Annotated in this window: 14 protein-coding genes; 7 read left to right on the top strand and 7 right to left on the bottom strand. The window is 63.3% G+C overall.

Annotation, left to right across the window (positions count from 1 at the left end):
• Positions 1-145 precede the first annotated feature (145 nt).
• From dsbD to dsbG, 3 genes are read left to right on the top strand one after another with little or no spacing between them, the layout of a single operon-like run.
• Positions 146-1876, top strand: a complete 1731-nt coding sequence (gene dsbD, locus LOY70_RS09270; protein ID WP_265035703.1) for a protein-disulfide reductase DsbD — start codon at positions 146-148, stop codon at positions 1874-1876.
• Positions 1876-2745, top strand: a complete 870-nt coding sequence (locus tag LOY70_RS09265; protein WP_265035701.1) for a TlpA family protein disulfide reductase — start codon at positions 1876-1878, stop codon at positions 2743-2745. The genes dsbD and LOY70_RS09265 overlap by 1 nt, the downstream gene beginning before the upstream one ends.
• Positions 2721-3488, top strand: coding sequence for a thiol:disulfide interchange protein DsbG (gene dsbG, locus LOY70_RS09260; protein ID WP_265035699.1), 768 nt, complete (start codon positions 2721-2723; stop codon positions 3486-3488). The genes LOY70_RS09265 and dsbG overlap by 25 nt, the downstream gene beginning before the upstream one ends.
• 154 nt (positions 3489-3642) lie before the next feature.
• Here dsbG and LOY70_RS09255 read toward each other — a convergent pair whose 3' ends face one another.
• Positions 3643-4455 carry an alpha/beta fold hydrolase gene (locus tag LOY70_RS09255; protein WP_265035697.1) on the bottom strand — a complete coding sequence of 271 codons (813 nt, stop codon included), beginning with the start codon at positions 4453-4455 and terminating at the stop codon, positions 3643-3645.
• A gap of 196 nt (positions 4456-4651) precedes the next feature.
• A complete protein-coding gene (locus LOY70_RS09250; RefSeq protein WP_265035695.1) occupies positions 4652-17638 on the bottom strand; it encodes a non-ribosomal peptide synthetase in 12987 nt (4328 codons plus the stop codon).
• A gap of 270 nt (positions 17639-17908) precedes the next feature.
• On the opposite strand from LOY70_RS09250, the gene LOY70_RS09245 reads away from it, so the two are divergent.
• Positions 17909-18457, top strand: a complete 549-nt coding sequence (locus LOY70_RS09245; RefSeq protein ID WP_025212663.1) for an RNA polymerase factor sigma-70 — start codon at positions 17909-17911, stop codon at positions 18455-18457.
• 139 nt (positions 18458-18596) lie between these two features.
• On the opposite strand, the gene LOY70_RS09240 is transcribed toward LOY70_RS09245, so the two are convergent.
• The 3 genes from LOY70_RS09240 to LOY70_RS09230 form a co-directional block, all read right to left on the bottom strand.
• Positions 18597-19610, bottom strand: a complete 1014-nt coding sequence (locus LOY70_RS09240; protein WP_265035691.1) for a GNAT family N-acetyltransferase — start codon at positions 19608-19610, stop codon at positions 18597-18599.
• A gap of 69 nt (positions 19611-19679) precedes the next feature.
• Positions 19680-20456, bottom strand: coding sequence for a substrate-binding periplasmic protein (locus tag LOY70_RS09235; RefSeq protein WP_265035689.1), 777 nt, complete (start codon positions 20454-20456; stop codon positions 19680-19682).
• A gap of 115 nt (positions 20457-20571) precedes the next feature.
• Positions 20572-21198 carry a TetR/AcrR family transcriptional regulator gene (locus LOY70_RS09230; RefSeq protein WP_265035687.1) on the bottom strand — a complete coding sequence of 209 codons (627 nt, stop codon included), beginning with the start codon at positions 21196-21198 and terminating at the stop codon, positions 20572-20574.
• A gap of 239 nt (positions 21199-21437) precedes the next feature.
• Between LOY70_RS09230 and LOY70_RS09225 the strand changes: the two genes are divergently transcribed.
• Both LOY70_RS09225 and LOY70_RS09220 read left to right on the top strand, forming a co-directional pair.
• Positions 21438-21980 (top strand): exonuclease domain-containing protein, encoded by a 543-nt coding sequence (locus LOY70_RS09225; RefSeq protein WP_265035685.1) that lies wholly within the window; start codon positions 21438-21440, stop codon positions 21978-21980.
• 92 nt (positions 21981-22072) lie between these two features.
• On the top strand, positions 22073-22357 hold the full coding sequence (locus LOY70_RS09220; RefSeq protein WP_265035683.1) for a pyrimidine/purine nucleoside phosphorylase: 285 nt from the start codon (positions 22073-22075) through the stop codon (positions 22355-22357).
• Between the two features lie 66 nt (positions 22358-22423).
• On the opposite strand, the gene LOY70_RS09215 is transcribed toward LOY70_RS09220, so the two are convergent.
• Positions 22424-23233 (bottom strand): MOSC domain-containing protein, encoded by an 810-nt coding sequence (locus LOY70_RS09215; RefSeq protein ID WP_265035682.1) that lies wholly within the window; start codon positions 23231-23233, stop codon positions 22424-22426.
• Positions 23234-23304: 71 nt separating this feature from the next.
• On the bottom strand, positions 23305-24228 hold the full coding sequence (locus LOY70_RS09210) for a chemotaxis protein CheV (RefSeq protein ID WP_265035680.1): 924 nt from the start codon (positions 24226-24228) through the stop codon (positions 23305-23307).
• Between the two features lie 482 nt (positions 24229-24710).
• Here LOY70_RS09210 and LOY70_RS09205 point away from each other — a divergent pair, with 482 nt between their 5' ends.
• Positions 24711-25181 carry a hypothetical protein gene (locus LOY70_RS09205; RefSeq protein ID WP_265035679.1) on the top strand — a complete coding sequence of 157 codons (471 nt, stop codon included), beginning with the start codon at positions 24711-24713 and terminating at the stop codon, positions 25179-25181.
• Positions 25182-25290: the final 109 nt, after the last annotated feature.

Genomic DNA, 25290 nt, shown 5'->3' with positions numbered 1-25290 from the left:
CCGCTGGCCGATTAAGCCGACATTATGCGACGAGTACGGCAAACATGGGCGATCGTCGCGGCTTACCGGTCGTCGCCGGGTTAATCGACGGTTAATCGCCAGTCGCCATTGTGCTTTCCACTCGCTCCGTTCTAAGGCTTTATCCATGCGTCGATTGTTTTTGCTGTGGCTGCTCCTGATTTCGGGCCTGGCCCAAGCCGCCAATCCCTTCGAGACCAAACCCGATTTCCTGCCGGTGGAAAAGGCGTTCGTGTTCACCTCCGAACGCCTGGACTCCGGTGAAACCCAGCTGTTCTGGCAGATTGCCGATGGCTATTACCTGTACCAGAAACGACTCAGGTTCGACGGGCTTGCCGAGGCGCAAAAACCACAGCTGCCGGAGGGCGAAGCCCACAGCGATGAGTTTTTCGGCGACCAGCAAGTCTATCGCCAGGCGCTGGAGCTGAAGATTCCAGCCGGTGCCACCGGCAAGATCAAAGTCGGCTTCCAGGGCTGTGCCGACGCGGGCCTGTGTTATCCGCCCCAGACTCAAGTGGTGGACCTGGGGGGCAGCAGTGCAACCGCGACAGCCACTGGCGAGGCGCCGGACCAGGCCCTGGCCAGCGGCTTGCAGCAACGGGCATTGGGCTGGAGCCTGCTGGTGTTCTTCGGCCTGGGACTGTTGCTGGCGTTCACGCCGTGCTCCCTGCCCATGTTGCCGATCCTGGCCGGGCTGGTGGTGGGCAGCGGCGCCGGGCCTCGGCGCGGGCTGGCCTTGGCCGGCAGTTACGTGATCAGCATGGCCTTGGTCTACGCTGCCATGGGCGTGCTCGCCGCGCTGTTGGGGGCCAACCTCCAGGCACTGCTTCAACAACCCTGGCTGCTGGGGACCTTCGCAGCGGTATTCGTGTTACTGGCGCTGCCTATGTTCGGCTTCTTCGAATTGCAGTTACCCGCCGCCCTGCGTGACCGACTGGAAAACGCCGGGAGCCAGCGGCGCGGCGGCAGCCTGATGGGCGCCGGGATCCTCGGGGCGCTGTCTGGCCTGCTGGTGGGTCCGTGCATGACCGCCCCGCTGGCCGGCGCGCTGCTGTACATCGCCCAGAGCGGCAATGCGCTGCACGGCGGGCTGATCCTGTTCACCATGGGTATCGGCATGGGCCTGCCGCTATTACTGCTGGTGACCGTGGGCAATCGCTTCCTGCCCAAGCCCGGCGCCTGGATGAACCTGGTCAAGGGCGTGTTCGGTTTCCTGTTCCTGGGCACTGCATTGCTGCTGATTCGCCCGGTCATCGACGGTTCGTTGTGGCTCGGCCTATGGGGCGTGCTGTTGTTGATTGCTGCTTATAGCGCCTGGCGCCAGACCGAAGGTTTCGGTCGCATCGCCTATGTCTGCGGCAGCGCCTCGCTGCTGTTCGGACTCTGGGGCAGCCTGCTGGTGATTGGCGCGGCGGGCGGCGGCGACGATTTCTTCCAGCCGTTGAAGGTGTATGCCGGCACCGAAGGCAGCGGGACCGTCAGTGCCCACGAGGCTTTCGTCACGGTCAGCGAGCCCGCTGCCTTGCAACGGCAACTGGACGCGGCCAAGGCCCAGGGGCAATGGGTACTACTGGACTATTACGCCGACTGGTGCGTGTCCTGCAAGATCATGGAAAAACAGGTGTTCGGCCGCGCCGAGGTGCTGGACGCCCTGAAAGACGTGCGCCTGCTGCGTCTGGACGTGACCGCCGACAATCCCGCCAGCCGCGAATTGCTGGGTCGCTACCAGGTACCTGGGCCGCCAAGCCTGCTGTGGATCGGCGCCGACGGTGAAGAACGGCGCAGCCAGCGGATCACCGGAGAAGTCGACGCCAAGGTGTTCCTGGAGCGCTGGAACCTCACCCGGGACACGCGCTGATGCTGACGTTCACCCTCGGCACCTTTGCCATCGCCCTTAATCATCTGTTGCTGATCAGCGCCCTCGCACTGGCGACTTTCGTCGGTTGGCGAGTGGCCAAGCGCGGTGGCGAAAATCCCGAGTCGGTGTTGTTCGTGCTGTTTTTGCTGGGCCTGCTGGTGGCGCGGATCGGCTTTGTCGCGGCCTACTGGAGCCATTACCAGGACGACCCATGGCAGATCGTCGATCTGCGCGACGGCGGTTTCCTGGCCTGGCCGGGCGTGCTGGCGCTGGTGATCGGCGCACTGCTCTGGGCTCGGCGCCGGCCGGTCCTGCGTCGACCATTGGGTTTCGGCGTCGGCAGTGGCCTGCTGTTCTGGTTGGTGGCGACGATGTCGTTGACGATCTACGAGCAAGGCACCCGGTTGCCGGACATCACCCTGCGCACCGCCGACGGTGAGACCGTGAAACTCACCGATTATCAGGGCGGCCCCCTGGTGATCAACCTCTGGGCCACCTGGTGCCCGCCCTGCCGACGGGAAATGCCGGTGCTGGAAGAAGCCCAACAGCAGCGCCCGGACCTGACCTTCCTGTTCGTCAACCAGGCCGAAAGCATGCAAAGCGTCAGCACTTACCTCGCCACCCAGGGTTTGAGCCTGGACAACGTGCTGTTCGATGGCAGTGGTCGCCTCGGCCAGGCCGTCGGATCCATGGCCTTGCCGACCACGCTGTTCTACAGCGCCGACGGCCGCCTGCTGGGCAGCCATCTGGGCGAATTGTCGGAAGCGAGCCTGGCCCATGCCCTGGAAAACTTCGATACGCCGGGCTCGACCGCGGCGTCCCACCCTGCCACAAGGAAACCGCCATGCCCCGCCTCCACCGTCTGCTGACGCTGGCGTTCGCCAGCGCACTGCTGCAGGCACCGCTGCTACAGGCCGAAGAACTGCCTGCGGCCATCAAGAAAATCGAAGCCAAGGGCGCGAAAATCATCGGCACCTTCGAGGCCCCGGACGGCTTGCGCGGTTACGCGGCGCAATACCAGAACCGTGGCATGGCGCTGTACCTGACGCCTGATGGCCAGCACGTCCTGCTGGGCAATCTGTACGATGCCGACGGCAAGGACCTGAGTGTAGAGCCGCTGCAAAAGCTGGTGTATGCACCGATGGCCAAGGAAGTCTGGGCGAAGATGCAAGCCAGCAACTGGATCGCCGACGGCAACAAGGACGCCCCACGCACCGTGTACCTGTTCAGTGACCCGAACTGCCCGTACTGCAACATGTTCTGGGAACAGGCTCGCCCCTGGGTCAAGGCCGGTAAAGTGCAGTTGCGCCACATCATGGTAGGCATCATCCGCGAAGACAGCCCGGCCAAATCCGCCGCGCTACTGGCCGCCAAGGACCCGGAAAAAGCCCTGGAAACCCATGAAAAGGCCGGCAAGGGCAGCGCCCTCAAGCCGCTGAAGGACATACCGCCGGCCATCCAGGCAAAACTGGACGCCAACCAGCAGTTGATGGACGAACTGGAACTCTCCGCCACCCCGGCGATTTTCTATCTGGATGACAAGGGCGACCTGCAACAACAGCAAGGCGCGCCATCACCGGACAAACTGGTGAAGATTCTCGGGCCGAAGTGATCCCAAAAGCCCCGAATACCTGTGGCGAGGGGATTTATCCCCGCTGGGCTGCGAAGCAGGCCTGAAACCTGACACCTCGGTGAACCTGATAAACCAGGTCGACAGCATTGGGCCGCTTCGCGACCCAGCGGGGATAAATCCCCTCGCCACAATTTCAGTGCTTGCGCGTCAGAATCGCTAACAACGCCTCAGTCACGAACTCCGGGTTCTCCAAGTTAGAGATGTGCCCCGCCTCCGGGATCAGCAGACAAGGGCAACCGATCAGCTCCGCCATCTCCTGAGCCTCGGACGGTGGACGCGGTTTGTCCTGGTCGCCGCAGAGCACGATCGTGCGCCCGGCATCCAGTTCATGCAGGCGCGGCAGGATATCGTCCCGCCCGAAAATGATCCGCCCCAACGGTACGATGCTGTCGCGCAGGCGGTCGGCCGGCAGTGCGGCCAGCGAGGCGCGGAACTGCTGGTACAGCGCTGACTGCGGATCGATGCCCGGCCGGAAGAAAATCGGCACGACGATGTCCAGCAAAGGTTCGGGAATGCTGCCGCTGGCTTCGATCTTGTCGAACAGCGAGAAGTAATACTGGCGAGTCGGCTCCGGCTCGACGCCCACGTAGGTGTCCATCAGTACAAGGGACGTAAGTCGTTTCGGCGCCGCCAGCGCCAGCCGCGCGCCCCACATCCCACCCACCGAGAGCCCCACCAGGTTGAAGCAGTCGATATCCAGGTGATCCATCAGCGCCAGCGCCTGGCGGGCCAGGTCGTCCAACGAGGTCATGCCCTCGGGCAAGCGCCCGGATTGGCCGTGGCCCCACAGGTCCAGGGCGATCACTCGATAATGGCAGGACAAGGCTTCGATCTGCGGAGCCCACATGGTGTGGTCCCACAAATAGCTGCTACCCAGCAACACCACCGGGCCTTGGCCCTGGTCCAGGTAATGCAGCGTTTTTCCGTCAACAGTTGCAAAGGGCATCGATGACCTCCTTGGTTGAATGGTGGAAAAGCCCTGGGGAGCCTGAGCCGTGCAGGGCGAGGCGTCAACCTTGAGTTTGGCGGTGTCAGGGCTGACGCTATCGCGAGCAAGCTCGCTCCCACAGGGTTTGTGATCGACACAAATCCAATGTGGGAGCGAGCTTGCTCGCGATGAGGCCGCCACAGGCACTGTAAAACTACAGCCCCTCCAACTCCGCCATCAGATCATTCAGCCGATCCACCTTCTCCTCGGTGATTTCACTGGCCGCCAGTCCATCGATATATTCAGCCAGTTCCTGCACCGTGCTGCACTCGAACATCGCCCGCAGCGGTACGTTGCGTTGCAGGGCCTTTTGCACCCGCGAGGCAATTTGCGTCGCCAGCAACGAATGCCCGCCCAGTTCAAAGAAGTTGTCCCGCACCCCCACCCGCTCGACTTTCAGCACTTGGGCCCAGATGTCTGCCAGGGTCTGTTCCAGCGCATTGCCGGGGGCCTGGTAGTCCTGGCTGTGCAATTGGCCGATCTCCAGGGCCGGCAGGGCCTTGCGGTCGAGTTTGCCGTTGGCGTTGAGCGGCAAGCGGTCAAGCCATAGCCAGTGCAGCGGCACCATGTATTCCGGCAGCTCGCTGCGCAAGCGTTGCTTGATGCGCTCCAGGCGTTCGCTCGGCTTCAGCGCCGAGTCAGTGGCAACCAGGTAGCCCACCAGATGCTTGCCATTGGCGCCTTCCTGCACAGCCACCGCGCCATCGCGCACTTCGGGTTGTTCATGCAGCCGCGCTTCGATTTCCCCCAGTTCGATGCGGTAGCCGCGGATCTTCACCTGATGGTCGATGCGCCCGACATATTCCAACACCCCATCGCTGCGGCGCCGCGCCAGGTCGCCGGTGCGGTATAGCCGCTCCCCCGGCGCGCCGAACGGATTCGGCACGAACACTGGGGCGGTGCGCAATGGATCGCTGACATAACCGCGGCCAACCCCGGTGCCCGCCACGCACAACTCGCCGACGGCGCCCAGCGGCACCAGCTCCAGCGCGCCATCGAGCAGGTACAGACGGTTGTTGTCGGTGGGCGTGCCAATCGGCAGGTAAGTGCCGCGGGTCGAGGCCATGTCGACCTGGAAGAACGCCACGTCATCGGAGCATTCCGCTGGCCCATAGGCATTCACCAGGCCGATGTCCGGGTAACGCAGCAACCATTGATGGGCCAGTTCCGGCGGCATCGCTTCGCCGGTGGGCAGCATCCAGCGCAGGCCGTCCAGGCCAATGCGCTCCTGGGCGAGCATGCCCTGGATCAGTGACGGCACGCTTTCCAGCACGGTGATGCCTTGCTGCTGCACATGCTCCAGCAGCCCCTGGGGATCGTGGGCGATGGCGTTGGGCACGATGTCCACCCGAGCGCCAAACAACGGCGCGGCGAGGAACTGCCAGACCGAAATATCGAAGCTCTGGGACGCCGTCTGCGCGATCACATCCGCCTCACTCAGCGCCAGGTAAGGCACCTTGCTGAGCTGGTTGTTGAGCATGCCCCGCTGTTCGACCATCACGCCTTTGGGCAGCCCGGTGGAACCGGAGGTGTAAATCACGTAGGCCAGGTTGTCCGGCCCGCTGTAGACGCCAGGGTTTTCCAGCGAGACATCGCTGGCCTGGACGTCCTCCCACACCAGCAGCCTCGGCCGCCCGGAACAGGCGAACGCGTCCAGCAGCGCCAGGGCCTGGGCATGACAGGCCTGGGTGCAGACCAGCAGCGGTGTGCGGCTCAGTTCAATGATGCGGCTCAGGCGCTGGCTCGGCAGGCCCGGGTCCAGCGGCAGGTAACCGGCACCGGCCTTGAAGCTGCCGATGATCATGCCCAGTAGATCTGCATCCCGTTCGGCCAGCAGCGCCACCGGTTGATCGAGCCCGACACCGGCGGCGATCAGGGCATGGCCCAGGCGGTTGCTGCGGGCATTCAACTCGGCGTAGCTGTAGCACGTGTCCAGGCAACTGACCGCGATGCTCTGCGGATCGGCCGCAACCCGCGCCTCGAACAGCGCGACATAGCTTTGCTCCAGCGGATAGGCCCGCTCGCTCTGGTTGCAGCCGTCGAGCAGGAACGCCTGTTCCTCGGCGCCAATCAGCGGCAGCTCGGCCATGTCACCGTGGAACCCCTCCATCAACGCCAGCAACAAGCGCTTGAACTCGCCCAGCAGCCCCTGGACGGTGGATTCATCGAAGTAGCGCTGGTCGTAGGAAAGGTGCAGCCCCAGGTCATCCCCCGGGTAGCAGACCGCCGTCAGCGGGAAGTTGGTGTGGGTGCGGCCCGAGTCCGAGGTGGCGTTGAGGCTTTGGGCGCGGTCCAGCACCGAGACTTCCACCGGCGCGTTCTCGAACACGAAGAGGCTGTCGAACAGCGGCTGGCCCTTGGGCAGTTCACTGACTTCCTGGATGCTCACCAGCGGCAGGTATTCGTACTCACGCAGTTGCATGTTGCTGTCCAGCAAGCCGCTGAGCCATTGGCGCACGCTGCAACGCTGGCCGTCCTCGGGCATTTGCACCCGCAGCGCGACGCTGTTGATGAACAACCCCACCGTGCGTTGCATCTGCGGCAGTTCCACCGGACGCCCGGCGACAGTGACGCCGAACAGCACGTCCCGGTCGCCGCTCACCCGCCGCAAGACCAAGGCCCACGCCGCCTGGGCGAAGGTGTTGATGGTCAGTTGGTGGGCCTGGGCCAGTTCGCGCAAGCGGGCACCGTCACGCACGTCGAGGCGGGTGTAGCAGTCGCCGACGATCATGCCTCCGCTGTCACCGGCATGTTCGCGCAGGAACGGCCGGTCGCCGGGGATCGGCGTGGTCCGCTCGAAGCCTTGCAGATTGCCCTTCCACCACTGCCGGGCTTCGGCCAGGCTCTGGTGTTGCAGCCAGCCGATGTAGTCGCGATAGCGCGGCGGCACCGCCAGTTGCGCCTCGCGCTGTTCGCCCAAGGCGGTGTAGATCTCGAAGAAATCATCCATCAGCAGCGAGCGGCACCAGGCATCGATCAGGATGTGGTGGTTGCTCATCATGAACCAGTAGCGCGCTGCGCCAACCCGGATCAGCCGCAGGTGGAACGGCGCCTGGTTCAACAGATCGAAACCGGCCTCGCGCTCGTCCTTGAGCAGTGCCTGGAGCTTGGCTTCCTGAGCGTCTTCGGGCACCGCGGACCAATCCAGATAATCCACCGGCGTGCTGCCGGGTTTGTGGATAATCTGCAGCATGTCTTCGCCAACGTTCCAGCAGAACGACGCACGCAAGGCTTCATGCCGGGCGATGACCGCCTGCCAGGCCTGGGCGAATCGCTGCGGCTCCAGCTCGCTGTTGATGCGGTAGCGATCCTGCATGTAGTACAGACCGGTACCCGGCTCCAGCAGGGTGTGCAGCAACATGCCTTCCTGCATCGGCGTCAGCGGGTAGACGTCTTCGATCTGCGCGGCCGGCACCGGCAGGCTGTCGAGTTGGTCCTGGGTCAGTTTCGCCAGGGGGAAATCCGACGGCGTCAGGCCGCCCGCCTCCTCCGTCAGGCAATGTTCGACCAGGCGTTGCAGCTCACCGAGGTAGGCATCGGCCAGGGTCGCGATGGCCTGCCTGTCGTGGCGTTCGCGGCTGAAGGTCCAGCGCAGTACCAGCTCGCCGCCGCTGACCTGGCTGTCGATGCTCAGCTCGTTGGGCAATGGCGCATCAGGGTCGTGGATGGCGCCCAGTGGTGTGTCCAGCGGCCGGAACAGCGCGTCCTGGCCGAGGGTCTGGTCGAGCTGACCGAGGTAGTTGAAGGTAATCGCCGCTTGCGGCAGGCCGGCCATTGCCTGGCGAGTCGCCGGGTCGGCCAGGTAGCGCAGCACGCCATAGCCGAGACCCTTGTGGGGCACCGCGCGCAGTTGCTCCTTGATGGCCTTGATCGACGCGCTGAAGTCTTCACCCGACGGGCTCAGGCGCACCGGATAAACGCTGGTGAACCAGCCCACGGTGCGGGTCAGGTCGATGTCATCGAACAACGCCTCGCGGCCGTGGCCTTCGAGCTGGACCAGGGTCGAAGCATGGCCACTTGAACGGCACAGTACCCGAGCCAGCGCCGTGAGCAGCAGGTCGTTGACCTGGGTGCGGTAGGCACTCGGGGCCTGTTGCAGCAGTTGCCGGGTGCGCTCGGCGTCGAGGCGCACGCTGAGCGTTTGCGCGTGACGCTCCTGGCGCCCACCCTCAGGACACGCGCACGGCAACGCTACCTGCGGGCCGCTCAACTGCGCTTGCCACCCATCCAGTTCTTCGCGCAGGGATTCGCTGCTGGCGTAAGCCTGCAAGCGCGCGGCCCAATCACGCAACGGGCTGGTCTTGGCTGGCAGTTGGGCGTCTTGGCCGGCCGTGACCTGGCGGTAGACGGTTTGCAGATCGTCCATCAGCACTCGCCACGACACCCCGTCGACCACCAGGTGATGGATGACGATCAGCAGCCGTTGCCGGCCATCAGGCATTTGCGCCAGCACGGCACGCAGCAGAGGGCCGGTTGCAAGATCCAGGCTGCGTTGGGCCTCGGCGAATACACGCTCACAGGCCTCCACGCCCTCCACGGACACCTGCTGCAACAGCGCCGCCTCGGACAATGGCCGATGCTCGGCGCGCCAGTGCCCGGAAGATTCGTCAAAGCCCAGGCGCAAGGCATCGTGGTGTTGGAAGACGGCGCGCAGTGCCTGCTCCAGCGCTAGCGGGTCCAGGGTGATGGCCGGTTCCAGCAACAGCGCCTGGTTCCAGTGATGACGGTTGAGGATCGGACTGTCGAAGAACCAATGCTGGATCGGCGTCAGCCCGGATTCACCCTGCAACAGGCCCTGCTCGGCGCTTATCTGCTGGCTGTGGGTAGCGACAGCGGCCAGGGTCTGCACGGTCTGGTGCTGGAACAGGTCGCGGGGAGTGAAATGAATACCCTGCTGCCGAGCGCGACTGACCACCTGGATGGACAGGATCGAATCACCGCCCAGCTCGAAGAAATTGTCGTTAAGGCCCACCTGGCCCACGTTCAGCACAGCGCACCAGATCGCCGCCAGGGTCTGCTCCAAGGCGTTGCTCGGCGCCACGTAGTGCTGGCGATTGAGCTCAGGATCCGGCATCGGCAAGGCGCGGCGGTCAAGCTTGCCGTTGGCGGTCAGCGGCATGCTCGCCAGCAGGATCAGGTGCGCGGGCACCATGTAGTCGGGCAGCTGTGCCTTGAGGTGGTGCTTCAGGGCATCGCGCAGGGCCGCCTGTTGTTCGGTACCCTGTTCGGCGACATCGCTCACCAGGTAACCGGCCAGTTGCTTGCCCCCCGGCGTGTCGAGGGCGAGCACCACCGCCTCGCGTACCCCGTCATGTTCCAGCAGGCGGGTTTCGATCTCCCCCAGTTCGATGCGGAAACCACGGATCTTCACCTGATGGTCGATCCGTCCCAGGTACTCCACCAGACCGTCGGCACGCTGACGCACCAGGTCACCGGTGCGATAGAGCCGCCCGCCATCGGCAGCGAACGGGTCGGCAACAAAACGCTCGGCGGTCATGCCCGGGCGCTGGTGATACCCCTGGGCCAGGCCGGCGCCGCCGACGTACAACTCGCCCGTGGCGCCCTGGGGCACCAAGGCCAGGTCGGCGTCGAGAATGTAGGCCACCCGGGCACCGATCACACGGCCAATCGGCACACTGGCCGCGCCCTCCTCCAGGTGCTCCGGGGCCAGGCTCGCCAGCGGCATGACCACGGTTTCGGTCGGGCCATAGGCATTGAAGAACAAACTCGGGCTGAACGCGGCGCGGATCCGTTGCAGGTGCTCGCCGGTCAAGGCTTCGCCGCCTGTGATGCACATGCGCACCGGCAGGGTCTGCCCCTGGGTCGCCAGCCATTGCGCCAACTGGCTGCCGTAGCTGGGGGTGAAGCCGAGAATGTTAATGCGATGCTGGCGAATCAGCCCACAGATTTCCTCGGCGTCCCACTGGCCCTGGGCCCGCAGCACCACATGGGCGCCACTGAGCAACGGCACCAACAGACGCTCGGTGGCGGCGTCGAAGTTGATGGAATAGAAATGCAGCTCGCAATCGTCCGGGCGCATGCCGAAACGCTCGATCACCGCCTGGCAGTGCATGGCGATTTCACCGTGGGACACCACCACGCCCTTGGGCTTGCCGGTGGAACCGGAGGTGTAGATCAGGTAGGCCTGATGTTGCGGCAGATTGATCAGTGGCAGTGCCTGGTCCGGGTATTGCGCCAGCGCCGCCGAATCATCTTCCAGGCACCAGCGCTCGATGCCATCCGGCAATGGACCCAAGGCGTGGAACATCGCCCGGTCACTGAGCAGCACCCGCACACCACTGTCTTCGATCATGTAATGCAAGCGGTCCAGCGGGTATTCCGGGTCCAGCGGCACGTAGGCGCCGCCGGCCTTGAGGATCGCCAGCAGGCCGATGACCATTTCCAGCGAACGCTCCAGGGCCAGGCCGACCCGCACCTGCGGCCCGACACCGCGCTCGCGCAACATCCAGGCCAGGCGATTGGCGCGGCTGTCGAGTTCGCCGTAGGTCAGGGTCTGCCCGGCGAAGGTCAAGGCCGGTGCGGCGGGACGCCCCCGGGCCTGTTCGTCGAACAGTTCGTGGAGGCATTGGTCCAGGCGATGCTCACCGGGTTCGACACCCAGGCTGTCGAGCATCTGTTGCTGCTCGCCGGCTTCCAGCAGAGGCAACTCGCTCAACCGTCGAGCGGGATCAGCCAACAGCGCTTCCAGCAGATTGCGCCAGTGCCCGGCCATGCGAGCGATGCGCGGTTCGTCGAACAGGTCGGTGCTGTAGGTCAGGCAGCAACCCAGGCGATGGTCCAGGTCGGTGACCTCCAGGTTCAAGTCGAACTTGGTGGCCCGGGCGTCGTTGGCCAGGTATTCGACGGTCATGCCTGCCAGGGTGCGGCTCTGCTGGAATTCCCAGCGCTGCACGTTGCACATGACCTGGAACAGTGGGTTGTACGCCGCACTGCGCGGCGGTTGCAGGGCTTCCACCAGATGATCGAACGGCAGGTCCTGATGGGACTGGCCTTCGATCACGGTGTGGCGCACCTGCTCGAACAGTTCGCCCACCGACATTTGCCCATCGAGCTGGCAACGCAGCACCTGGGTGTTGAGGAACGCGCCGATCAGCCCTTCGCTTTCCGGGCGGATGCGGTTGGCCACCGGCGCGCCGATGCGCAGGTCGGTCTGGCCGCTGTAGCGATAGAGCAGCACGGCCAGGGCGGCGGTCATGGTCATGAACAGGGTCAAGCCCTGTTCAGCGTTGAAGTGGCGGACTCGCGCGGCCAAATCATCGCTGAGGTCGAACCGGAACAGCTCGCCGCGATGGCGTTGCACCGGCGGACGCGGACGGTCGCCCGGCAATTCCAGCAGCGGATGCTCACGGCCCAATTGCGCGGTCCAGTAATCCAGTTGCCGTTGACGCTCACCGGACTCCAGCCACTGACGCTGCCAGACACTGTAGTCCAGGTATTGCACTGGCAAGGGTTCCAGGGGCGATTCACGGTCGTCGATAAAGGCTTCGTACAGGGCACTCAGTTCGCGGGCGAAAATGTCCATCGCCCAGCCTTCGGTGACGATGTGGTGCAGGGTCAGCACCAGGTAATGTTCCTGCTCGGCGGTCTTGACCAGGCAGGCCCGCAGCAACGGTCCGGTTTCTAGGTCGAAGGGCTTGTGCGCCTCGCTGTCGGCCAATTGCAGCACCCGCTGCTCGCGAACATCGGCGGCCAATCTGGAGAAGTCCTTCCAGTCCATGCGCAGGCCCGCTTCGGTGTGCACCTGTTGCCGGGCCACGCCGTCGACGCTGGGGAAGGTGGTGCGCAGGGTTTCGTGGCGCAGGATCAGCGCCTGCAAGGCCGCTTCGAAGCGCCCGACATCCAGCACCCCGCGCAGGCGCGCCATGCCGCCAACGTTGTAGGCCGGACTGTCCGGCTCCATCTGCCAGAGAAACCACATGCGCTGCTGGGAATACGACAGCGGCACCGATTGGCTGCGATCGACCGTCTCGATCGGCGGCTGGCGGTTGGTCTGGCCGCTGGCCTGGATCAAGCGCACCTGTTCGCAGAACGCCCCCAGTTCACTGGCCTCGAACAACGTCCGCAACGGCAGCTCGACGTCGCACGCCTGGCGGGTTCGAGAAATGATCTGGGTCGCCAGCAGCGAATGGCCGCCCAAGGCAAAGAAATCGTCCCGCAGGCCGATGCGTGCAAGCCCCAATACGTCGCGCCAGATGCCGGCGATCTGCTGCTCAAGGACGCTGACCGGCTCGACGTGCTCGCGCACCTGCCATTGCGGCTCGGGCAAGGCGCGACGATCGAGTTTTCCGCTCGGGCTCAGGGGCATGGTATCCAGGCGCAGTAACTGAGCAGGCACCATGTAGTCAGGCAGTTCGGCGGCCAGTGCGGCGTTGAGCCGGGTGTTCAACGCGTCCTGATCTTCCGCCACATCGGGGGCGGTGTAATAGCCGATCAGCTGCGGGCCGGCCACAGTGTCGCGCACCTGCACCGCCACTTGGGCGACGCCGTCCTGGGCCAGCAACCGCGCTTCGATTTCCTGCGGCTCGATCCGGAAGCCGCGCAGCTTGACCTGTTGATCGAGGCGACCGAGGTACTCGATCACGCCGTCGGCGCTCCAGCGGGCCCGGTCGCCGGTGCGGTACAGTCGCGCCCCGGCGGATCCCAGCGGATCGGCGACGAAACGCTCGGCGCTCAGGCCCGGACGGCCGAGGTAACCCCGGGCCAGGCCCAGGCCGCCGATGCACAACTCGCCCGACACACCGGCCGGTACCGGGTTGAGTTCGCTGTCGAGCACACGGCACAGCGCGTTGCCCAGGGGACGGCCGATTGGCGAGCGTTCACCATCGGCCTCGGTGCAGTGCCAATGGGTGACGTTGATCGCGGTTTCGGTCGGGCCATAGCGGTTGTGCAGTTGCGCCGACGGCAGTTGCGCCAGCACGCGGTTGCGCAGCTCGGCCGGCAAGGCTTCGCCGCCGGAAAACACCCGGCGCAGGCTGGTGCATCGGGCGCTCAAGGGTTCGTCGATAAACAGGCTGAGCAGCGGCGGCACGAAGTGCAGCGTGGTCACGCCGAACTCTTGCACCAACTGAGCGATGCGGTGCGGGTCGCGATGTTCACCGGGGCCGGCGAGCAGCAGTTGGCTACCGGTGATCAGCGGCCAGAAGCACTCCCACACCGACACGTCAAAACTGATGGGGGCTTTTTGCATCAGCACATCGCTTTCATCCAGGCGGTAGGTGGCCTGCATCCACTGCAGGCGTTCGGCCAAGGCCGCGTGGGTGTTGCCGACGCCCTTGGGCTGGCCGGTGGAACCGGAGGTGTAAATCACGTAGGCCAAGTGCTCGCCGTGCAGGTGCAAGCCCGGCGGGTTGCTTGGCCATTGCTCCAGATGCAGGGCGTCCATGGCGATCACGCTGACGCCCTCGCAGGCTGGCAAACGTTCAAGCAACCCCGTTTGGGTCAGCAACAGATCGACGCCGCTGTCCTGGAGCATGTAGGCCAGGCGCTCGGCCGGGTAATCGGCATCCAATGGCACGTAGGCGCCACCGGCCTTGAGGATTGCCAGCACGCCAATGAGCAACTGCGGCGAGCGTTCGGCGGCAATTGCCACGCACACGTCCGGGCCGACGCCTTTGTCCCGCAGGTAATGGGCCAGGCGATTGGCCTGGGTGTGCAGCTCGGCGTAGTCCAACTGGCCGCCGTCCCACAGCAGCGCGGTACGTTGTGGCGTGCGCCGGGCCTGTTCGTTCAACAGCTCCGGCAACCACTGGCTGGCCGGCGCGCACGGGGCCGCGCTCCACTGTTGCTGCCGCGCATGTTCCTCGGCGGTCAACAACGGCACATCGCCGATGGTTTGTTGGGGATCGGTACAAACGGCGCGCAACAGGTTGCAGAAATGCTCGGCCAGGCGGGCGATAGTCGTCGCCTCGAACAGCTCGTCGGCGTAGTCGAACGACAGCGTCAGCCGGCCGTTGCGATCCTCTTCGCTGTGCAGTTGCAGGTCGAACTTGGCTTCGCGGCTGTGCCACGGCAACTCATCGGCCAACAACCCCGGCAGGCGCCGCAAGGCGCTCAGGTCACGTTGCTGGTGGTTGAACATCACCTGGAACAGGCCATGTTCCCGGGCTTGGGGAAACGCTTCGAGCAGTTGTTCGAACGGCAAGTCCTGATGGGCCTGGGCACCGAGGGTGGCTTCCCGGGCCTGGGCCAGCAGCGCGGTGAACGTTTGCCGCGGATCGACCTGCCCGCGCAGCACCTGGGTGTTGATGAAGAACCCGATCAGGCCCTGTATTTCCAGGCGCGGGCGGTTGGCGTTGGGCACACCGATGCGGATGTCGGATTGGCCGGTGTAGCGCTGCAGCAATGCCTGGAACGCCGCCAGCAACAACATGAACGGCGTTGCGTCATGGGCCTGGGCCACGCGACGCAAGGCATCGCCGAGGCCTTTGTCCAGGCGCAGGCTATGACGCGCGGCACTGCGATGGCGTTGTGCACTGCGCGGATGATCCGTGCCGAGGGCCAAGGTGGGATGCTCGTCACCCAATTGCTGTTTCCAGTACGCCCGTTGGCGTTCGGCCTCCCCTTGGGCCAGCCATTGCCGCTGCCAGCTGCCGTAGTCGGCGTACTGCAAGGGCAGCGGCGCCAGTTCGGCAACCTGCCCTTGGCGGGCGGCGGCGTACAGCCGCGAGAACTCCTCGATCAACACATTCATCGACCAGCCGTCGGCAATGATGTGGTGCATCGTCACCAGTAATTGATGGTCGTCCTCATCGAGGCGCAGCAAGGTGACCCGCAGCAGCGGGCCCTTTTCCAAGTCGAACGGCGTGGCCGCTTCCTCGTCTCGAACCTGCCGCGCCCGGGCTTCGCCCTGGTCGGCAGGCACGTCGCTGAGGTCGAGCACTTGCAGGTTGAACTCAGCAGTCGGATCGACCTGTTGCAGGGCTATCCCTTCACGTTCCAGAAACCGCGTGCGCAGGGACTCGTGACGCTCGATCAGTTGTTGGAAGCTGGCGCGCAATGCGTCTTCGTCCAGCTCACCGCGCAGGTGCAAGGCGCCGGGAATGTTGTAGGCGCGGCTGGCAGGATCGAGCCGCCAGGTGATCCACAAACGGTTCTGGGCCAGGGATTGCGGCAGCGCTTCGTGGCGCGGCAAGGCGCTGATCGCGCCTTGGGCCTGGCCGCCGTCTTGCTGCAGGCTCGCCACCGCTGCGGTGAAAGCCGCCAGGGTCGGGGCTTCGAAGAGCAGGCGCAGGTTGAGTTCCAGGCCCAGTTGGTCCCGCAGTCGCGCGATGACTTGGGTGGCGGCGATGGAGTTACCGCCCAGCAGGAAGAAGTGGTCGTCGGCCTGGACCTGTTCGACCTGCAAGTGCTCGCACCAGACTTGGCCGATCAGCGTTTGCAGCGCCGATGATGGGCCCGTCTCACGAGCGTCCTCACGCTCGGCCGACGGGAACAGCGCATAACTGTCGAGGCAGCCATCCGCCAATCGGGAACGGCAGGCCGAACGCTGCAACTTACCGCTGGAAGTCTTGGGTAACGCGCCGGGATTGAGCAGCACCACCACGCTCGGGGCTTGCTGGCAGGCTTCGGCCACGGCCTGGCGAATGGCTTTGATCAAGGCCTCGGGGGGCAGGATTTTCTGCACGCTGCGGCTGATTTCCGCGGCGATGCCAATGCCTTCCTCGCCCCCCTCATCGACCGCGAATGCCGCCACCCGGCCTTTGCGCACCACTTCCACTTCGCGCTCGATGGTTTGTTCGATGTCCTGGGGATAAAGGTTGTGACCGCGCACGATCAACAGGTCCTTCAGGCGCCCCGTGATGAACAGCTCACCGTCGCGCAGGAAACCCAGGTCGCCGGTGCGCAGCCAGGTGCGGCCATCGTGCTGGACAAAGGTCCTGGCCGTGGCCTCGGGGTTGCGCCAGTAGCCGTGGGCGATGCTTGGCCCGGTGGCCCAGACTTCGCCGACCCGATTGTCCGCCAGTGTCTGCAACGTATTGGGCTCGACAATCAGCACCGCGTGCCCGGGCTGGCTGACACCGCAACTCATCACCGCACTGCCCTGCCCCGGTTCGGCACGGTTTTGCGCCAGTGCCGCGTCATCCACCCGCAGCGAAGGAATGCCATGACGGCGCGGCGTGCCGGCCACGAACAAGGTCGCTTCGGCCAGGCCATAGGAAGCCATGAAATTGTCCGGCATGAAGCCGCACGGGGCGAACTTCTCGGCGAAGCGTTCCAGGGTGTCGAGGCGGATCGGCTCGGAGCCGGAATAGGCCACGCGCCAGCCGCTCAGGTCGAGACGCGCCAGGGCTGAATCGCTGACCCGTTCGCTGCACAACCGATAGGCGAAGTCCGGGCCGCCACTGATGGTGCCGCCGTACTCGCTGATCGCTTCGAGCCAACGCAGTGGCCGGGCGAGGAAGTACGCGGGCGACATCAGCACACACGGTACGCCGCTGAACACCGGCTGCAACAAGCCGCCAATCAAGCCCATGTCGTGATACAGCGGCAACCAGCTGACGATGACGTCGTCGGGATTCAAGTCGATGCCAAAACCGTGACGAATCAACAATTCGTTGGCCACCAGGTTGCCGTGGCTGACCTGCACGCCCTTGGGCAATGCGGTGGAGCCAGAGGTGTATTGCAGGAAGGCGATGTCATCGTCTTGCAGCGTCGGCAACACCCATTGCCCGGCGATGGCTGGGTCGAGGGTATCGACACACAGCACCGGCGGGGCCGATTCGATGGCTTGCAAGGGCGCGCGCAGATCGCTGCTGGTCAGCAGCAGGCGTGGTTCGGCGTCGGCGATGATCGACAGCAGGCGTTCCTGATGATGGCGACGGGCGGTTTCTGGAGGATAGGCCGGCACGGCAATCACCCCGGCATAGAGGCAGCCAAAAAACGCCGCGACGTAATCCGGGCCGCTGGGGAACAGCAACACCGCGCGCTCGCCAAAGGCCGCTTCGGCTTGCAAGGCGGCGGCGATGGTCCGGGCGCGCAGGTCCAGGTCGCGATAACTCAACACCACACCCTGCTCCGGGGTGTCGGCGAGGAAGCGCAAGGCCACCCGGTCCGGCGTCAACGCGGCGCGGCGCTGGAGGGCATGAGCCAGGGTGCTGGGGAGTTCAAACGCGTCGGTCATGGGGTTTCCTGCCTGAAATTCGACTTGCAAGTGGTCCCCCATGGAACGGATAACGCCGACAAATAATTAGTCAGCGACCGTCCGCGTCACTCCCTTTGACGGCAATGTGCCGCGGCAACGGGTCGCACGCCTCATGCTGGACTTTCGCACATCAATAATTCTTCTTCTCAATTGACAATCATTATCATTCAGCCTAATTTGTCGCTCGATGCGTAGGACGAGCCTGACCGTTCGGTCGTCCTCCCAACTCTTTGCAGCAAGGTGAATTCCATGACGGAACAAGTATCCACAAGCAGGTGCGACTCACCGCTACTCCAGGCATTCGTCGACAACCGAATGATCCTGGTCAAAATCGCGGCACGCATCACCGGTTGCCGGTCTCGAGCAGAAGATGTGGTGCAGGACGCTTTTTTCCGGCTGCAATCGGCGCCACAGATCACCTCTTCGTTCAAGGCTCAGCTCAGCTATCTGTTCCAGATCGTGCGCAACCTGGCGATCGACCACTACCGCAAGCAGGCGCTGGAACAGAAATACTCGGGCCCGGAAGAGGAAGGGTTGAACGTGGTGATCCAGGGTGCTTCGCCAGAAACCTCCCACATCAACTTTTCCACGCTGGAGCACATCGCCGATGCGCTGACCGAATTGCCCAGCCGCACCCGCTACGCCTTCGAGATGTACCGCCTGCACGGCGTGCCCCAGAAAGACATCGCCAAGGAACTGGGGGTCTCTCCGACACTGGTGAACTTCATGATCCGCGATGCCCTGGTGCATTGCCGCAAGGTGTCGGGGGTTCGGGGGGATACGTTCGCCCGGCGGTAACTTGCGGTGGTTTTGCCGGCCTCATCGCGAGCAAGCTCGCTCCCACAAGGGATTTGGGTGTTCACAACGTTGGTGTTCACCACAAATCCCTGTGGGAGCGAGCTTGCTCGCGATGGCGGCCTGATGACCGCCCCTGCCCTCACATCAACCCACACCGATCAAAAAACCGCTCACGTCCCAGGATCATCAGCGCCGCACGCTTGTGAGGGAAATCGAATTCCTTTTCACAATGAAAGCACTGGTTGTGCAGATGACCGATCATCCGCGCGTTGTCGGCACGGGGTTCGGCCACCACGCGCTGGGTGCGCGGGTCGTCGAGAAACAGGTAATGCACCAGCGCCGACAACCAGCTCGCCACCTTGTGCGGGCCCCGGTGCTGCTCTTCGCCCACCAGCATGTGGATGCCGCGATCGTAGTTCCCGGCGTCATAGAATGGCGCGATTCGATCTTCCTTGGCCCAGTAGGCTTCGAAATAGGCGAACGGCTGGTCATCGAAGCAACCGATCAAGGTCAAGACCCGGGGATCACTCTGCAGCTTGCCCAAATACTCGCGATGCTGTTCCAGGCTGCCCTCCTCCTGCCAGAAATTCGCCACCCGGGGACTGTTCTGCCAACGGTTGAAGCGGGACAGGTCCTGCTCGATTTCCAGGGTGCGCAAGGACACCCAGGCACCCAGCCGCGCATCGAAGCGTCGATACACTTCCCCTCGCGGTTTCACGGGCCGACGCGGATGGCGCTTGCCATCGGTGATGATCATCTGCTGCGGGTAACTGCCGCTGAACGACTCCCCCAGCCAGGGCTGCGGCAGTTGCCAGAACGTCGTGCGCTCGCAGGCGTATTCGCCGGGGCGCTCGGTGCTCGTCAACAAGCCGCTGAGCAAGGCTTCGCCAGGACGCTCGTTGAGGTGCCAGGTCAGGCGCTGGCAGCTGCAATCGCGGGCAAACAGCCAATAGCAGGCGGCCCACAGCGCCGGGCCGACGGGCCGGTCGTTGATTTCCTGCAAGTGCACGTGCAGTTCAGGACCGCGCTCCAGGCGCAGCCGGATCAGCGGCGCGCCTTCAAGCATCAGGCTCAGGTGACGTTCGGTTTCATCGGCGCCGAGGCGACGACCGCCGGGCAAGGGCAGCGTCGTCGGGTGGGTGAGGTTGGACATGGAAGGGGCTCGCGTATTCGTCGGTAGTCAACGTGTGACGTGAGCCAGGAACGGAAATTTAGTGGCGCATCAATGGGAATGCGTCGGCACCAGGGCAATTTGATAGGGGCTGAAAATCGCCAGCAGTTGGCCGTTGTCCCGCAGTTTCTGCAGCAACTGCCCAAACGCTTCGGCTGAAATCGGCGCCTGCGGCCGGATCAGCGCGTAATGGTGATAAACCTGATCGATACGTTCGGAGACCAGCAACTGCGGGCCGACTTCGGGATTGCGCAACACGTAATCGTTGAGATACGAACGAGTCACCAGCGCAACGTCCGCTCGCCCCCGCAACACCATCAGCAGGTTGCTGTCGTGGGAGTAGGTGAGCGTGGCGTTGAATTGACCGGTGAGGAACTTGGGGTCGGCGTTGAATTCGGCAAAGGCGTAGTGATAACCGCTGAACAGGGCCAGGCGCTTGCCCCGCAGGTCAGCGAAATAGCTTTGCGGGCGATCCGGCTGGCGCTGGGTGACAAAGATCTCCGCATCTTCCAGGCCCATGTCCACAGACGTATGCGGTACATCCTGCCAACCCCAGTCCGGGTTCTCGAAAATCGCCATATCGACCCGACCTTGCTTGAAGTCATTGAAACGGCGCGGGATCGAAGTCGGCACCAGCACGAACTGGTAGTCGGTTTGCAATCGATTCATGGCTTCGACCATTTGCGGCAACAGGCCGGTGTCGGCGCCATTCTCGGGGCGAACGGTGTAAGGCGGAAAATGGGCTGCGCCGATCCGGACCAGTTGCGCCGCTTCAACCGGCAACGTCAAGAACATGGCCAGTGCGGCCAGCACAATACGCGAGGTCATCCCCATCGATGAAAACGTCAAGATAACCCACTCCCCAAAAGTACCCATCACGACTATCAAGCTAGGTGATTTCAGCCGCTTAGCCAGCGCACGGCCCTTTGAAAGCGCCGCTTGATTATTGTTTTTCTTCAAGTACCAGAATCAGGGCCTGCTCGGCCAACTCATCGAGGCTCAGGCTGCCTTCGGCGCGAAACCAGGTCGTGGTCCAGGACAACGCGCCTGTGAGGAAACGCCGAGTAATGAACACGTCACCGCGAATATACCCGGCATCCTTGGCCTGGCCCAAGACCTCGAGCCACAAGTCCTCATAAATATCACGCAAGGCCAGCACTTGCCTTTGCCCTTCCTGGGATAACGAGCGCCATTCATAGACCAGCACCGCCATCGCCTCGCCGCTGCCGCCCATGATCGACTGCAACTCACAGCGGATCAATGCCAGCACGCGCTCACGCACGCCGCCCGCCTCGGCCAGGGCTGCACGCATCAATGCGGTGTTGTAGCGGATGGTTTCTTCCATCACTGCCCGCAGGATGTCGTCCTTGCTTTTGAAGTGGTGAAAGAGGCTGCCCGACTGAATGCCCACGGCGCTCGCCAGATCACGCACCGTGGTGCGCTCGAAGCCTTTGTTACGAAACAGATGAGCGGCGGTCTGGAGCAGTTTGCCGCGCGCGCTGTCCGGGTCGGTCAGTTGCCCGTGGTCGACCAGCTCACGCATCACGCTCAGGGCTCTTTGCTCGTCCACCCGCTCTCTCCTACAGTCGATCGATCAACGTGCGGCCACGGCACCAAAGCGCAGAGGTGGCGCGGGCAATTTAAGCTGGCCGGCGCAACCTAGCAAGCGCTCGGGACAAAGACCCGCGACATTGGCGCGGCTCTGCACTCATCGGCAGGTTTTGTTGCAGGTCGAAACAGGCACTAGGCGGATGCGCCGGCTTTGACTACGCTCAAACCCATCAGCACGCCGATACCGGGAACCCTGCGATGCCTCACTGGCTGGTGATTGATCTGGAGGCCACCACCGATGAAGGGGGTTGGCCGGTAACCGAAATGGAAATTATCGAGATCGGCGCCACGCTGGTGAACCGTGCCGGCCGAGAGGTGGATCATTTCCAGCGTTTCGTACGCCCTCTGAGACGACCGCTGCTCACGCCGTTCTGTCGCGAACTGACCCACATCACCCAAGCCAACATCGACAGCGCCGCACCGTTGACCGACGTCTGGCCAGCGTTCGAACGCTGGCTGGCGCCCTATCACTCGAACCTGGAAAGCTGGGTCAGCTGGGGTGATTACGACCGCAAGCAACTGCTTCAGGAGTGGCAGCATCAGCAACTGCACAGTGTCCTCGCCCAACTACCGCACATGAACCTCAAGCAACGCTTCGCCAAGGCCCGCCGCCTGGAGCGACCGCTGGGGCTCAATGGCGCGCTGCAACTGGCCGGCCTGCAATTCTGCGGTCAACAGCACCGCGCCCTGGAGGATGCGCGCAATACGGCGCGGCTACTGCCCCTGGTGCTTCCAGGTTGAGCCGCGGCCCACACCCCGGCGCGGCAGATGACGTGTGTTGAAGCCTTGTGCATACTGGCCGGCCTTTTTCAGCCCTTTTCGAGGAATCGCCCATGTTTAAAGTCAACGAGTACTTCGACGGCACCGTCAAGTCGATCGCCTTTGGCACTGCCGACGGCCCCGCGACCATCGGCGTCATGGCACCGGGCGAATACGAATTCGGCACAGCCCAGCGGGAAATCATGCACGTCGTCTCCGGCGCCCTGACCGTGAAACTGCCCGACAGCACCGACTGGGAAACCTTCGAAGCCGGCAGCCAGTTCAATGTACCGGCCAACAGCAAGTTTCAGCTCAAGGTAACCGTCGACACCGCTTACCTGTGCGAATACCGCGGCTGAGTCTGCATCGCCAATAAAAATGCCCGTGTCCAACGACACGGGCATTTTTCATTTCGAGCGCGGTGTTTATTCGAGCACTTCAACCGGCATGCCGACTTCAAGCCGACCGTTACCGTCGTTGACCAGGTTCTGGCCGAACATCGCACCGTCCGGTGTCGAACGATACTGCTGCAACGTCGCGAAGGGCTCGCGGTTCGGATCGCGCTCGCCGGTTTGTGGATCGACCGTGGTCATGATGCAGCGCGAGCATGGCTTGACCACTCGAAACTCTACCTCGCCAATACGGATACGCTTCCAGCCATCCTCGGCAAACGCCTCGCTGCCCTCGATCACCAGGTTGGGCCGAAAGCGCAGCATCTCCAGCGGCCGACCGACTCGATTCGACAGGTCCAGCAATGACGCCTGGCCGATCAGCAGCAATGGGAAGCCATCGGCGAACGCGACTTTGTCGTCATCCTTGCCGTAACCGGCTGCGGTGGTACGCGCCAGTTCCACCGGCACATGCACCAGCCGGGTAGGATGGCCGATGAATTCGCTGACCCAGGCAGCCGCCTCGTCACCGGCATCCGGCACACGCAAGGTGTCGCGCCAGATGATCACCCCGCGCCGCTGCTCTTCAAGGACCGCCGGCAATGACACGTCAACGGTGCCGTGGCCTGGCGCGCTGAGCGTCAGGCCTCCTGCCTCATTCCACAAGGCCGAGAGTTGGCTCATCTTCGCCACGGCGCGTTGGGTCAGGAAACGGCCCGTGCCCTCATCCACCAGCATCCAGCGCCGGTCACCGTCCAACCCGAGCTTATCCAGGCCAATCCCTTGCAGGGGCTGGCCCTTGCCGGACTTCAACGGATACCGATACAGCGCACTCAGCCGCAACATGGTCAACTTCCCTGGAGGCGAAAAAATGCCACCTTATACGAGCCGACCATCGAAGCAAACCACCACCGGATTCAGCCGAGCATCAACCGCTGGCGCACCACATCGACCAGCTTGTCCGGCTGGAACTTGGAGAGAAAATTGTCGCAGCCGACCTTCTTGACCATCGAATCGTTGAAGCTGCCGGACAGCGAGGTGTGCAGGACCACGTAGAGCCCACGCAGACGCGGGTCGTTGCGGATCTCGGTGGTCAGGCGGTAGCCGTCCATTTCAGGCATTTCCGCGTCGGTGAAGATCATCAGCAATTTATCGGTCATCACCTCGCCGGTATCCGCCCAGGCCTTGAGCATGTTCAGGGCTTTCAGACCGTCACTGGCGATGTGCATTTTCACCCCCAACTGACCCAGGGTGTCACGCAGTTGGGAGAGCGCGACGTTGGAGTCATCCACCAAGAGCACTTCACGTCCGCGGGCACGCTCCAGCACCGGGTCTTCGAGTTTTTCCCGGGAGACCTTGGCGTTGTACGGCACGATTTCGGCCAGGACTTTTTCCACGTCGATGATTTCCACCAACTGATCGTCCACCTTGCTGATGGCGGTCAGGTAATGTTCACGGCCGGCACTGGTCGGGGGCGGCAGGATGGCTTCCCAGTTCATGTTGACGATGCGGTCTACGCCGCCCACCAGAAATGCCTGAACCGAACGGTTGTATTCAGTGACGATGATGGTGCTATTGGCCCCCGGCACCAACGGACGCATGCCGATGGCCTGGGACAGATCGATCACCGGAAGCGTCTGGCCCCGCAGATTGACCACGCCGCACACGAACGGGTGGCGCTGCGGCATCAACGTCAGCTTCGGCAGTTGCAGCACCTCCTGGACCTTGAATACGTTAATGGCGAACAACTGTCGCCCCGCCAGGCGAAACATGAGAATTTCCAGGCGATTCTCACCCACCAGTTGGGTTCGCTGATCTACTGAATCGAGAATGCCGGCCATCGATGACTCCTGGACTTGTTCGGATGAAATCTTATAAGAGGGCTATCGGCCGGGTGAGCCGGATCTTGACCCCTGCATGAAAGATGACCGAGGGGAATTGATATCACATTAACATCATGCTTTACTGGCCTCACGGTTTCATTTGCCATTTTCCCCGCTGCGCGACCTCGGTTTGCGTACAAGGTTCCCTTGCATAAGGGATTCCCCTAGAAACAATCAGGTCCAACCTGATATTCCTACTATCCAATAGCCATTAATGTGACGCCATTCTCATTGCTGAATGGAGTCAGGCCTTTGTGCGCGACCGCAGGACTTCGGACCTCCAGCCTTTTGGCCGATCCCGCCAATGCAATCGTTTGCGATTTTGTCATTGCCGGACGGCAACGACATGCTGACGTGTCTTCGTTCGTTGCTGGCGGTGCAGTCCAGCCGTTCGCCACACGCGATTTTCTTTCGCCTGACATGATGTTGTGGAGATAAGCATGCCGAACGATCGTAAGAACTGGAGTCAGCGCCTTCCTGAATTTCTGACCGAAGCCGAGACGCTTCTGGCCAAGTCGGAGGAATGCCTGAGCCATTTGCAACTGATCAACAACGACAAGGACGCCATCGATTGCATGCTCAGCACCTTGTTGAAGCTGGCAAACAAGGCCGACGCCCTCGCGCTGGAAGCCGTTTCGGAGTTTTCGCTGCATATCCATGGCTTGCTCAGCCATGCGCAAAACCACATGGAGCTGCATGAGCAGGCCTTGGGCGCGCTGAAGGATTGTTTCACCCTGATGGCCTGGCAACTGGAACTGGTCGATCACACCACCGGCCAGCTCGGCCTGGACAGCAGCGAACAGGCTTCGCTGATCGAAGCATTTGCGGTCCAGGTAGGCCAGGATCCCTGCGAGACAGTGCCGGCGTCGCGGCCGATGGGTCTGGTGCCCTACCCCCAGAAACAAGCCTGATCACTATGATGCCGGCTCAGTGTGATGGGCCTGGCCATGACGATTTTTTCGCCTCCATGCCGAGCGCGACCAACGATTTATGAAGTGGTACTATCTCCCCGTCAGTCGT

Origin of the sequence: Pseudomonas sp. B21-054, from assembly GCF_026016345.1 — a bacterium.
Classification (GTDB): domain Bacteria; phylum Pseudomonadota; class Gammaproteobacteria; order Pseudomonadales; family Pseudomonadaceae; genus Aquipseudomonas.
This window is presented reverse-complemented; position numbering and strand designations above follow the sequence as displayed.

Coding starts and splice junctions, on each gene's coding strand:
- dsbD (WP_265035703.1), top strand. CDS start 146: ATGCGTCGATTGTTTTTGCTGTGGCTGCTCCTGATTTCGGGCCTGGCC.
- LOY70_RS09265 (WP_265035701.1), top strand. CDS start 1,876: ATGCTGACGTTCACCCTCGGCACCTTTGCCATCGCCCTTAATCATCTG.
- dsbG (WP_265035699.1), top strand. CDS start 2,721: ATGCCCCGCCTCCACCGTCTGCTGACGCTGGCGTTCGCCAGCGCACTG.
- LOY70_RS09255 (WP_265035697.1), bottom strand. CDS start 4,455: ATGCCCTTTGCAACTGTTGACGGAAAAACGCTGCATTACCTGGACCAG.
- LOY70_RS09250 (WP_265035695.1), bottom strand. CDS start 17,638: ATGACCGACGCGTTTGAACTCCCCAGCACCCTGGCTCATGCCCTCCAG.
- LOY70_RS09245 (WP_025212663.1), top strand. CDS start 17,909: ATGACGGAACAAGTATCCACAAGCAGGTGCGACTCACCGCTACTCCAG.
- LOY70_RS09240 (WP_265035691.1), bottom strand. CDS start 19,610: ATGTCCAACCTCACCCACCCGACGACGCTGCCCTTGCCCGGCGGTCGT.
- LOY70_RS09235 (WP_265035689.1), bottom strand. CDS start 20,456: ATGACCTCGCGTATTGTGCTGGCCGCACTGGCCATGTTCTTGACGTTG.
- LOY70_RS09225 (WP_265035685.1), top strand. CDS start 21,438: ATGCCTCACTGGCTGGTGATTGATCTGGAGGCCACCACCGATGAAGGG.
- LOY70_RS09220 (WP_265035683.1), top strand. CDS start 22,073: ATGTTTAAAGTCAACGAGTACTTCGACGGCACCGTCAAGTCGATCGCC.
- LOY70_RS09215 (WP_265035682.1), bottom strand. CDS start 23,233: ATGTTGCGGCTGAGTGCGCTGTATCGGTATCCGTTGAAGTCCGGCAAG.
- LOY70_RS09210 (WP_265035680.1), bottom strand. CDS start 24,228: ATGGCCGGCATTCTCGATTCAGTAGATCAGCGAACCCAACTGGTGGGT.
- LOY70_RS09205 (WP_265035679.1), top strand. CDS start 24,711: ATGCCGAACGATCGTAAGAACTGGAGTCAGCGCCTTCCTGAATTTCTG.